Raw genomic sequence first — 9,116 nt, 5'->3', positions numbered from 1 at the left:
CCACAAAGGCAAACTGCTCGAACGGCCCACCGACATCACCCCGCCGGCACCACCGTCAGACGGCGATCAACACACCGGAACGGAGGTCGCCTGAAACACCCCGATCCACAGGTATTGACAATTCCTCCGCTCACTGTGGAGGAGGGCCTTGCATGCGCTGGCTGATGGACGTCTGCCCGAACAGCCTCGGGTGGCAAACGTGGCTGATCCTGTGCGCCGTTGTCGTCGTGCTGTGGGCCGCCGCCATCGCCAGCGCGACGGCTCTGTTCCGCGCCGCAGCGCCGCAGCGCCGCAGCGCCGCAGCGAGCGGCGTGAGGCATTGGAGGAGCCCGTTCACAGCGGTCACGCTGGGGCGGACTGATGCGTTAACGGTGCAACCGCCACAGCGCTCGCTGTGAGGTGTCAGTACTCGATCAAGCGCGTGACGTAGGGTGTCATGCCGGAGGTGCGCACGGGGGAAATCTTGACGACGGACCCGGTGTAGGGAGCTTCGAGCATCATGCCGTCACCGAGATACATGGACTCGTGCTGGCTGGCGTTGGGGCCGTAGAAGATTAGATCACCACGTCGCATCTGCGATGACGGAACTTTGCGGCCGGCGTTGTACTGCGATCCGGAATAGTGGTCGAGCTTGATGCCGACGCCAGCGAAGGCGTACAGCATGAGCCCGGAGCAGTCGAAGCCGACGGTGTTGGCTCCCTGATCGATGCCCCGAGAGGGACCGTTGGCGTTGCCGCCGCCCCACGAGTAGGGAACTCCCAGTTGTGACATGGCGCGTCGGATCACGAACTCAGAGGCCTGCCGGCCGTTCAGGCTGGGGATGCGTCCATTGGTGATGCCGGGATCTGCGGCGGCGGCCGCCGGGGAGAGAATGCCCAGTTTGGTAAGGAACTTTCGGCCCATGTCGGCAGTCAGCTGCACCGAGGTCGCCATGATCTTGAGGATCGCGTTGATGATGGCTACCGGGTCGCCGGCCACATTGGCGCTGGGCACCATCGGCAGCGTGGTGTCCCAGAGGCCGGCGCCAGAATTGTCGGCCGGCAAAGAGTCGCTTCGGTCCCATTGGTCGCCGGGTGCCTGCGCGGCGCCGGGTTGAGGAACCGTGGGCGCAGTCGCGGTCCCTGCTACCGGCCGGGCGGCACCGAGTCGGGCTTGCGCCGAGTCACGTTCGGCGGCAAGCCTATTGATTTCGTCCTGCCATGCCGCGAAGGTCTGCTGCGCCTCCTGAAGGGCGGCGACCGCGTCGTCCTGGCGGCGCTGCGCCTCGGCGGCGGCGCCCTCAGCGCGCGACCGGGCAGCCGTCGCGGTTGAGAGCTTGTTGGCGTGATCGGTCTGCCTGCGCACGAGGTCATCCCTGACCTTCTGGAAGCTGATGATCAGGCTCTGTTGCGTCGAGGCTCCAGCAAGGATTTCCTCCGGCCCGTTTGCCAGTGGCAGCGCACCCGACGGCCCGTTCATATACATCGATGCGGCGAACTGATCGAAGCGTTGTTGCGCGGCGTCGATCGCCACCTGACTGTCGGCGAGGCCCTGCTCACTGGCGGCAACCTCACGCTGCGCGTCCGCGAGAATGTCGCGAGCAGTAGCAATCTCGACGAGGGCCTTGTTGACGCCCTCTTGCTTGATCTGGATATTGGCACCGACATCGGCTACCCGCTGATTCGCCTCGGCGACAGCCGCAACCAGGGACGGAATGTCCTTGTTGTCGCCGTCTGGTGCGCCGTCATGTTCGGCAGCCGCGATACCTGAAGGGCTGAGCATCAGCGTCGACATCAGTGCGCAGAGTGTGAGAAGTGAAGTGAGGCAACGCATCGGATCTCCTCACCTGGGTTGAGCGTCGTTGGGCTACCGAGCGAGGGCCAGCGCACGGCATTCTCGGATCGGACCTACTGCCCAGCAAAGTACGGAGCACGATAGTAGGCAGTTGAAACGTACATCACTTGCACACCAGGAGAAACGCCAGTCACAGTCTCAAGTCGGTAACGACTCTGCAAGGCTCCGTGCACAACCCGCAGGCGGCCCCTCAATCATCGTCTGTCAACGCTGCGGCGAAGCTGATGCCCAGTTGACAGCTCCCGTGGTTGATCGGCTCCGCCCGCACGGCGGCGTGGAATGCACTGACGAGGCCATGAACACCGGGTGCGGCGCATCGGAACTTTCGAGGTCGGGCGCTACATTGGGGGTCTGGTAGGGGTCGATGGGCAAAGTACTCCAGCTCGTCGTGGACAGCAGGAGTGGCGCGGAATGGAACAGCGAGGGTTCGGCGACCCCAACGCAGTAGTCATGGATTGCGTGTGGGATTGCGCGGGGCCCATCACAGTGGGCGACGGCTTCGACGAGATCTCCCGGAAGCGCCAGTCCTACACCAGTGTGATGCCGACGATGGACAACCTGTACCGCGAGGGTCGGCTGAGGACTCAGCGCCGTGGGAAAGGCTATATATACCCGGCATCGATGGGCCACGAGGGGTGTTCAGCGCGGTTGATGCGGGCTGCTGTCGACTGCGCCGGTGATACCAGTGCGGTGTTGGGCTTCGTGGTCGATCAGATGAGCGCGGAGCAGTGGGCGCAACTGAAGGCGGCTACGTGTAGGGGGCGACGATGATGACTACGGCGCTGTGGCTGCTGCTCTACGGGGGTGCGCTTGCGTGGTTGGCTCCTCCGGTTCTGCGGCGGATGACCGGCCAGGGAATCAGCCCTCACATGGGAGTCGCCGCATGGCTAATCACGGTCGCCGCAACCCTGGCGGCTTGGCTGGTCGCGGTCTCAATGGTCATCGGCGCAACGGCGGACAGTATTCGCACCGGCGCGGTGGTGACGCTGTGTCTTGAACTGTTCGGATTTTCCGAACACACACCGATGGCGGGCAGGATCGGATCTGTTGCCCTCATCGGTATGGGGACCCTGACGTTGGGGTTCGGAGGACTCCGGATGAGCCGTAGCCTGTCCCGCCTACGCGCGCGGAGTCACGAGCACGCACATGCCGCGCGGATCATTGGCCGGCCCACCGGTCACCCCAACGTGGTCGTCGTGGACGCCGACCGGCCCGCCGCCTATTGTGTGGGCGGCCGCCTGAACACCATTATCGTCACCTCCGCGGCCATCAAGACGTTGAACCGGTCGCAACTGAAAGCGGTTCTGGCACACGAAAATGCCCACATCTCGGGGCGCCACCACCACATCCTCATGGGGCTGCGTGCCCTCGCCGTCACTTTGCCCCGCCTGCCACTTTTCGCTACGGCACGCCATTCTGTGGCAGAACTGCTGGAGATGTGCGCCGACGATACCGCCGCGCGGCGCGTCGGCACTCGCCCTCTGCTTGCCGGGCTGATTGCTCTGGCCGGACATCAACCTCCTGTGCACGAAGGCCTCGCCGCAGCGGGAACGGCGGTCGTCGCTCGAGCGGAACGATTGGTCACCCCCACGCGCCGCCATGTGCGATGGCGCCACCGTATCTGCTTAGCTGCCGCGATCATCGCCATGCTTGCGACACCAGCTCTCATCCAGCTGCTCTGCCACCACTGAGGACCTGACGACAGCCGACACGATTGCGGCGGCGAAGACATCGACGCGGTCGACTGAAACCCAAATAGCCGACATCGGATGTCGCGAGAACACGGGCTGGAAGCGGATAGTCGACGACATGCGGGGGGCGCCCGGGCTGTGATCTACGTAGTAACATCGTAGATCACGATATGCTGGTTGTCAGAACCCGCGTAAGCAATCCAGTAACCGCGATGCGCGACGTCGACAGGAGGCTGCCACGACCATCGAGTCACACCTCGGACCGGGTAGTGCCGCATCTCCGGTGGCGGCCGCCGGCCGCATCCGCGTTCTGCTCGTTGAGCCGCGACGCATCTACGCCGACATGCTGGCCCACCGTATGCACGCCGGAGATTTCGCCGTTACGGTCGCATGCTCGGAAACCGCAGCACTCACCGCATTGCGTGTCGTTGACCCCGACGTGGTAGTGGTCTGCGTAGGGCCAACGGACCAGGGTGCTGCTGTCCTTGACCGTGTTCGTCAGGTGGCACAAGGTGGCGTAGTCGCGCTTACTGATGCAGAGATGGCGCCGCTGGTGTCACGTGTCGCAGTGGTGGCGATCGGCGACTCAGAAATGCTGAGTACACGAATTAGACGCGCGCTCAGGCAAATCGGCGTGTGCGGTGCGGCCGACGATACGCAGCGACGGCAAATCGACGACCTCGTGGTCGATGTCGCGGCTCGGCGGGCGTATCAGCGAGGAAAAGATGTAACGCTCACTCGGACAGAGTTCGCGATCCTGCGGGCACTATCCGACCATCCGGGCGAACCCGTGACGTGCCGGCGACTCCAAGAGAGTCTCTGGGGAGCCTCGCATCCCGGCGGTCGGGCTGCTCTGGGCGTGCATGTCGGCAATCTCCGTCGCAAGCTCGGGGACGACCCGACCTGTCCGCGCTACGTCCGCACTGTCCGCGGCATCGGCTACTGTCTCGTCGGTTGATTCGGTCACCCGCTGAGGTGAACGGCTCTGCGAGCGTGCTAATTGGGCCTCGCGCTCAGCTCTCGATAATCCGGACGACGTAGGGCGTCATGCCCCCTGTTCGCACTGGGGAGACCTTAATCGGGACGCCGGTCTGCTGTGCCTCAATCATTTGACCGCCGCCCAGGTAGATAGCTTCGTGCTGACTCCCGCCCGGCCCCCAGAACAGCAGGTCGCCCCGCTTCGCTTGGGAGGGCGGCACCTTTCGGCCGGCGTCGTACTGGTCGCCAGACCATCGCGGGAGCAGAACACCGACGCCGGCGAACGCGAACCGTGTCAGGCCTGAACAGTCAAAGCCCACGGTGCCTGCTCCCTGGTCGACGCCGCGGCTTGGACCGGTGAGGCTTCCGCCACCCCACGAGTAGGGAACACCGATTTGCGTTCCCGCCCTGCGAATCACGTACTCGATCGCCTGCGCACCATTGACCCGATTTCCGCGCACGCTCGTCGACGGATCCGCGGCGGGGCTGACGATTCCCAGGCTGCTGAGGAAGCTGCGACCCATATTCATGGCCGTCTGCGTCGCCATGGCCGTTGCCTGCAGGGATGCGTTCGCGATGGCAACCGGATCGCCGGGAGCGCCCGCGCTCGGTATCTTCGGAAGCAATGGGTCCCACGGCCCGGCGGAAGGTTGGGCCGACGCGACCGGTGCGCACGCGAGGAGAAGCAAGACGACGATAGCGATCACACCGGAGAGCCGTCGAACGCGTCCCGCAAGAGGGATTTCCGGGTCGCAGCGGTCAGTGCGGGCAATTGCCGCACCCTTGCTCCAGACGTGTAATCCCATGTCTTCTCCTCGGTGCGCCCGGCGGTGAGTTACTTCACGCACCAATAGCGGCTCTGATCGCATACGTACGGCGCAGCACCAAAATACGTAGCTCCTACGTAGAAAAGCGTAACTCACAACAGCCCCACTAGTAACACCAGCCACATAATTACAGTAGTGAAATTCGCTGCGGCCGTTCGCTTGAATGCGGCAAGTACTGGACTGAAACCCCGTTTCATTGGTCGGGAAGACGCGCGTGAATGGTGCGCGGATTAACTCAAATGTGCGAGCTTCTCGGAAAGGAGCTCTATGGGCCGTCGTCGGGCGTCAGCAACATTCTGCCCCGGGCGGTTATTTGAAGCCTCGTCGGCGGTACGCGCCGCCATCGGTCATCGGGGAGTCGGTGGCTCCAGTCACGCCGGCAACCGCCCTTACGGCAACGGCGTCTAAGCAGTGATCCCGAATGTGCTGCGGAATAACGGGTTTCAGCGCTGCCGGGCATTGAAGCCATGTCGGCTCGGTGTCAAGAACTTCCGTTGCCTAGAGGTTGGCGTTTCCGGCCTTCCATTGCTCCCAGGGGATGTTCCAGTCGCCGAGGCCGTCGGTTCCCGACAGTGTGGGGCCGGTTGTGTTGATGACTTCGACGATGTCGCCGCGTCGGGTGTTGTCGTAGAACCAGCGGGCGTTGGCCGGGTTGATGTTGAAGCATCCGTGGCTGACGTTGGCGATGCCTTGGCTGCCCACCGACCACGGCGCTGAGTGCACGTAGATGCCGCTGTAGGACATTTGGGTGGCCCATTCGACCTCGGTGCGGTAGCCGTCGGGTGAGTTGAAGGGGACGCCGTAGGTGGACGAATCCATCACCAGGAATGAGTAGCGGTCGCCGATGATGTAGTTGCCGTTGTCGGTGGGCGTTTTGGCTTTGCCCATGGAGATGGGCATGGTTTTGACGACTTCGCCGTTGCGCCGCACGGTCATCGTCTTGGTGGCGTCATCGGCGGTGTCGCCGCCCTGGCGATAGGTGACCTTGATGCCGGTCTCCTTGGTGAAGGCGTCGATCCACTCCTTGGTCAGCGACTCGTGCTGCGCGTTGTAGACCAGCAGGCCGTCCTCCTCCTCGGAGGACGAGCAGGCAGTAAGACCTGCTGCCAGCCCCACCGCGACAATGAGGGCGACGATGCGATTCCAGCGAGTGCGACGGGTTGACATCCACGACACTTTCTCCGAGGTGAGCCTTGGCTAACGAACATACCCTTCGGCAGGGCGCCGTTCTAAGTCGCAGGCCCTTGCTGCAGACGGCGCGCCGCTCTGCCTCGCCCCGTCTCACGGAGCCCCCACTTAGAGTTCGCACCGTGGTGGACAGCTACGAAGTCGTCGACCTCGCCGACTGGACTCGCGGTGAGAGCGAACCAGGAGGTGACGAAGCGAAGCGATGGTTCATAGCACCAGAGACTTCGCCGCATGCCGGGCACTGGTTGTTCAAGCCACGCCGCATCAAAACCCTCGAACTGTCCAAAGAACGTCAGCATCGCGGCGAAAAACCCGACGTGCTCGTTCGCGGAGAGGACTGGGCGGAGAAGATCTCCTACGAGGTCGCCCAGCTGCTGTCTGTGCCTGCAGCGGAAACGGAGTTGGCGACAGTTGTCCAGTTACGCACCCACCAACGCGTCTATGGCTCGATGAGCCGAGACATGCGGCCTCGCGCGTGGGCATGGACCCCGGGAGCAGCATTGCTTGCCGAGCGCGACGACGAGTTCGATGCCAAATCCTGCCGCGGCCATACGATTAGCGCCATTCGCGAAGCATTAGAGGGGCTGCAAGGTCCGGAGGGCACCAGTTACGCCGACTGGACCGCATTCGATGTCTTCGCGGGCTATCTGCTCCTGGACACCTGGATCGCGAACACCGACCGGCATGCGCACAATTGGGGAGTGCTGCAAAACTCCAGGACAGGTAACGTTTGCCTCGGTCCAAGCTTCGATCACGGGTCGGCCCTCGCCGCGGTGACGAGGATAGGGTCCGTGCCCAGCGAATTGAGCAGAAGACCGTCGTGCAGTGGTGCGAGCACGGGCGAACAAAACGCTTTAACGCCGGCGAGGCGATCAGCCTGGTAAATGTCGCCGCTGAGGCCCTGTCAGTCTGCGGAGGCGCGGCACGACAACACTGGACAGCTCAAATAACCGACGTTGACCTGGATCTATGCTTCGATATCGTTGCAGCGACACCAAATCTGATGCTCCTATTTGTGTCAAGCGGCTTTGAGCCAGTTTCTGTAGGTATCTGCGAAGGCGTCGTCGCGTTGTAGTCCGCGTTCGATGCGGGAGATGACGGTGGGCCAGACCCCGAAGTGCTTGGCAGCGGAGGTGACGGTGATGTTCTTGGCTTGCCGTGCCGAGCGCAGGTCTGTGTACTCGGGCACGGCGATTTGTCGGGTCAGTAGTTTGAAGACCTCTCGGGCGATGGCCCGTTTGAGTTTGCGGAGGATCTCCATCCGGGTGTGGCCCAAGGCGATCTGTCGCTGCACGTAGTCCTTGGTCGGCTGGTGATGCGACATGCGCACCAAGGCGATGCGGAACAGAGCATTGTTCGCGGCGCGGTCTCCGCCGCGGCTGAGTCGGTGTCGGTTGGTCTTGCCCGAGGATGCGGGCACCGGCGCCACTCCGCACAGCGCGGCGAATGCAGCCTCACTGTGCAGTCGGTGCGGGTTAGCCCCGGCGGTGATCAACAGCTGGGCCGCAGTGTCCGCGCCGACGCCGTAGGCCGCCCGCAGCCCGGGATTCGCGTCGGCCACGAAGACCTCGATCTGGGCCTGGAGAGCCTCGGCTTGGACCTCGAGGAACTGCACTCGCTGGGCGAGCATCTTGGCCGCGATGAGCACCGACTGCGCCCAGGGGTCGGGCTGCGCTTCGGGGCGGCAGCGGGCGATCGCCTCGATCAGCCTCAATGTTGTTAGTCCACGATATTTTTCACGCACCGCGTCTGGTGTCGAGACCAGCATGGCTTTGAGCTGGTTGATCACCGCGGTGCGGTGCTTGACCGCTGAGCGGCGGGCGATGTGCAGGGCTCGCAGTCCGGAGGTGGCATCGTCTTTTGGGGTGGCCAGTCCGTCGCCGGCCAGAGCGGTGCGGGCAGCGCTGTAGGCATCCAGGGGGTCAGATTTACCCCTGAGCCGTCGGGTGGACTTGACGGCGCGGGTCACCTCGACGACCTCGATGCCAGCACTCGTGAGCGCTCGGGCTATTCCGGCGCCGTAGCTGGCGGTGCCCTCCACGCCGATCCGCTGCACCTGCCCCATCGACATGAGGAATCTGATGGCCGCGGCGTAACCGGCGCCGGTGGTGGGGAACTCGCGGTCACCGATCGCGGCGCCGGTCATGGAGATCGCGGCGATGTGGATGGTGTCGGCGTGGGTATCCGCACCGGCGACGAGGAGCGTGGATTCTGTCAAAATGATGGCGTCCCTTCTGGCCAGCGTTGGGTGGGGCACACACCGGCCAGGGCGGGCAGACAAGACATTGATGAGGAACGGCCAGGCTCCTGATTAGGTCATGTCCGTCCTGTCCGGCGTGAACAAGACGCGCACCGTGTAGGCCGGACAGATCAAATTAAAGACAACCCAGCAGGGCGTCAGTCAGACCCAGAGTCACGACCTACACGGCAACGCTGAGCAATGATCAATACCTGTGGATGAGGCTCGGCGAGGTGGCCTGAAAGTGGGCGCACCTTCCCGAGGATGATCATCACGGAATCAGGTATTCGATCAAGACCGGCGTTGGCGCGCTGGTTGGGAAGGTACGCCCATGCTCACCGTAGTTCACGATGCCGAGGA

General features: G+C 63.6%; 8 protein-coding genes and 1 pseudogene. 5 read left to right on the top strand and 4 right to left on the bottom strand.

The annotated features are described in order from the left end of the window. The first annotated feature begins 152 nt into the window (after positions 1 to 152). Entirely contained in the window at positions 153 to 398 is a 246-nt protein-coding gene (locus ACXMYJ_RS27990) for a hypothetical protein (protein ID WP_460359429.1), read from the top strand. A 4-nt stretch (positions 399 to 402) separates the two neighbouring features. Here ACXMYJ_RS27990 and ripA read toward each other — a convergent pair whose 3' ends face one another. Further along, complete coding sequence (gene ripA, locus ACXMYJ_RS27985; RefSeq protein ID WP_460359428.1) at positions 403 to 1,773, bottom strand: NlpC/P60 family peptidoglycan endopeptidase RipA; 1,371 nt, start codon at positions 1,771 to 1,773, stop codon at positions 403 to 405. A 471-nt stretch (positions 1,774 to 2,244) separates the two neighbouring features. Between ripA and ACXMYJ_RS27980 the strand changes: the two genes are divergently transcribed. The 3 genes from ACXMYJ_RS27980 to ACXMYJ_RS27970 all read left to right on the top strand — a co-directional run bounded on the left by ACXMYJ_RS27980 (position 2,245) and on the right by ACXMYJ_RS27970 (position 4,482). Next, positions 2,245 to 2,604 carry a BlaI/MecI/CopY family transcriptional regulator gene (locus tag ACXMYJ_RS27980; protein WP_260752974.1) on the top strand — a complete coding sequence of 120 codons (360 nt, stop codon included), beginning with the start codon at positions 2,245 to 2,247 and terminating at the stop codon, positions 2,602 to 2,604. Further along, positions 2,604 to 3,524, top strand: coding sequence for a M56 family metallopeptidase (locus ACXMYJ_RS27975; RefSeq protein ID WP_041800692.1), 921 nt, complete (start codon positions 2,604 to 2,606; stop codon positions 3,522 to 3,524). Before ACXMYJ_RS27980 ends, ACXMYJ_RS27975 begins: the two co-directional genes overlap by 1 nt. 283 nt (positions 3,525 to 3,807) lie before the next feature. Continuing rightward, positions 3,808 to 4,482, top strand: a complete 675-nt coding sequence (locus ACXMYJ_RS27970) for a winged helix-turn-helix transcriptional regulator (RefSeq protein ID WP_222878220.1) — start codon at positions 3,808 to 3,810, stop codon at positions 4,480 to 4,482. 55 nt (positions 4,483 to 4,537) lie between these two features. Here ACXMYJ_RS27970 and ripB read toward each other — a convergent pair whose 3' ends face one another. Together ripB and ACXMYJ_RS27960 are read right to left on the bottom strand one after the other, a co-directional pair. Further along, a complete protein-coding gene (ripB, locus tag ACXMYJ_RS27965) occupies positions 4,538 to 5,308 on the bottom strand; it encodes an NlpC/P60 family peptidoglycan endopeptidase RipB (protein ID WP_222878219.1) in 771 nt (256 codons plus the stop codon). Between the two features lie 519 nt (positions 5,309 to 5,827). Beyond that, positions 5,828 to 6,289: pseudogene (locus ACXMYJ_RS27960) on the bottom strand (L,D-transpeptidase); the annotation flags it as partial. Between the two features lie 350 nt (positions 6,290 to 6,639). Here ACXMYJ_RS27960 and ACXMYJ_RS27955 point away from each other — a divergent pair. Then, complete coding sequence (locus ACXMYJ_RS27955; RefSeq protein ID WP_460359427.1) at positions 6,640 to 7,401, top strand: HipA domain-containing protein; 762 nt, start codon at positions 6,640 to 6,642, stop codon at positions 7,399 to 7,401. A 134-nt stretch (positions 7,402 to 7,535) separates the two neighbouring features. Here ACXMYJ_RS27955 and ACXMYJ_RS27950 read toward each other — a convergent pair whose 3' ends face one another. Then, positions 7,536 to 8,735, bottom strand: a complete 1,200-nt coding sequence (locus ACXMYJ_RS27950) for an IS110 family RNA-guided transposase (RefSeq protein ID WP_099962922.1) — start codon at positions 8,733 to 8,735, stop codon at positions 7,536 to 7,538. Positions 8,736 to 9,116 lie beyond the last annotated feature (381 nt).

The sequence above is a fragment of the Mycobacterium sp. ZZG genome, from assembly GCF_054786995.1.
This window is presented reverse-complemented; position numbering and strand designations above follow the sequence as displayed.